The sequence below is a fragment of the Staphylococcus sp. SA22 genome, assembly GCF_054165785.1.
Map to the genome: position 1 here is coordinate 1 of NZ_JBSZQY010000033.1, position 1,477 is coordinate 1,477.

Genomic DNA, 1,477 nt, shown 5'->3' on the forward strand with positions numbered 1-1,477 from the left:
TGGAAATGATAATTTAATAATGTACACTTTTGATTGTTTAAACATGTACAATTTTTAAAAACCTATAGATAATTTTATTGAGGTGAACAACAATGAAATTATCTTTAGACATAAATACTGATTTTGAAGTTACTACTCTTACAGATTTACCAAAATTAAAAATTGTTATGGAGAACTTAAACATGAAAATAAACAAAAGTGAAATAGCGAGACACATGGATGTTGATAGAAGAACAGTTGATAAATATTTAAATGGCTTTGAGCCAACCAAAAAGAGAAATCGTCAGTCTATTATTGACAAGTATTACCCTATCATAGAAAAATTACTTTCAGACACTAGTGAACAAAAGTTCTACTATAAGCGTATTCTTTGGCAATATTTGAAGGATAAACATGGGTTAACGTGTGCGTATTCTACATTTAGAGCTTATATCCTTAAACATGATGAGTTTAATCGTTATTTTATGAAAGGTTATCAACGGATGTCGCCTAAAGGCACAACGAGATTCGAAACAAAAGCCGGTCATCAAGCACAGTTTGACTGGAAAGAAGGCATTAACTTTAAAACGAAGGATAATCAAATCGTTTCACTAAATATAGGCGTACTACTACTTCCTTATTCCCGTTTTGTAATCATGCAAGTGACAATGAATAAATCAAGTGATGTCTTATTTAATTTATTGACACAAGCGTTTGAGCTAATGGGAGGTGTGCCTAATGAACTTGTAACGGATAACATGAAAACGGTCATGGATCAACCCAGAACAGAACGTACAAATGGTCAAATAAATCGTAGATTTAAACAATTCGCTGATGATTTTAATTTTAAAGTAAAACCTTGTATTGCCGGCCGTCCTAGAACAAAGGGTAAAGTAGAATCGATAATGAAAATATTAGATGAAATTCATGCTTATCAAGGCGAATTATATTTGGAAGAGATTCCTAAGTTTATTTCTAATCTTAATGAGCGACTGAACTACTCAGTTCATACGAGTACAGGTAAAATACCTATTATTGCTTTAGAAAAAGAAAAAAGTTTCTTACAACCACTACCGAATGTGAATGTAAGAAACTCATATAAAGTGAAACATAAATATTTGAAAGTCAACCACTCTAATATGATTACATATAAGTCCAATCAATATTCAGTACCAGCTGAATATTGTGGGAAAATAGTTGAAGTTCAAGTTTATGATCAAAAACTACACGTTTATTATAACACTAAATCGATTTGTGAACATCTCATCACACAACGTAAATTAAATTATCAAAAAGAACATTATTTAGAAACACTGTCATCTTCTTTTGGAAATAGAGAAATGGATGATATTAATCAGATTGCGATAGATAATTTGAATGCGATTGGAGAGTTGTATGATGAATAATTCGACGAATTATAAGCGCTTAAAAGCGAATTTAGAATATTTGAAAATGAATCAAATGATTAATCATCTTGATGATGTTATCGATTTTAGTA

Annotated in this window: 1 protein-coding gene; it reads left to right on the forward strand. The window is 30.5% G+C overall.

What is annotated here, in order from left to right:
* The first annotated feature begins 92 nt into the window (after positions 1-92).
* Positions 93-1,385: an IS21 family transposase gene (istA, locus tag ACXQH5_RS13690; RefSeq protein WP_000777467.1), complete on the forward strand. Its 1,293-nt coding sequence runs from the start codon at positions 93-95 to the stop codon at positions 1,383-1,385.
* Positions 1,386-1,477 lie beyond the last annotated feature (92 nt).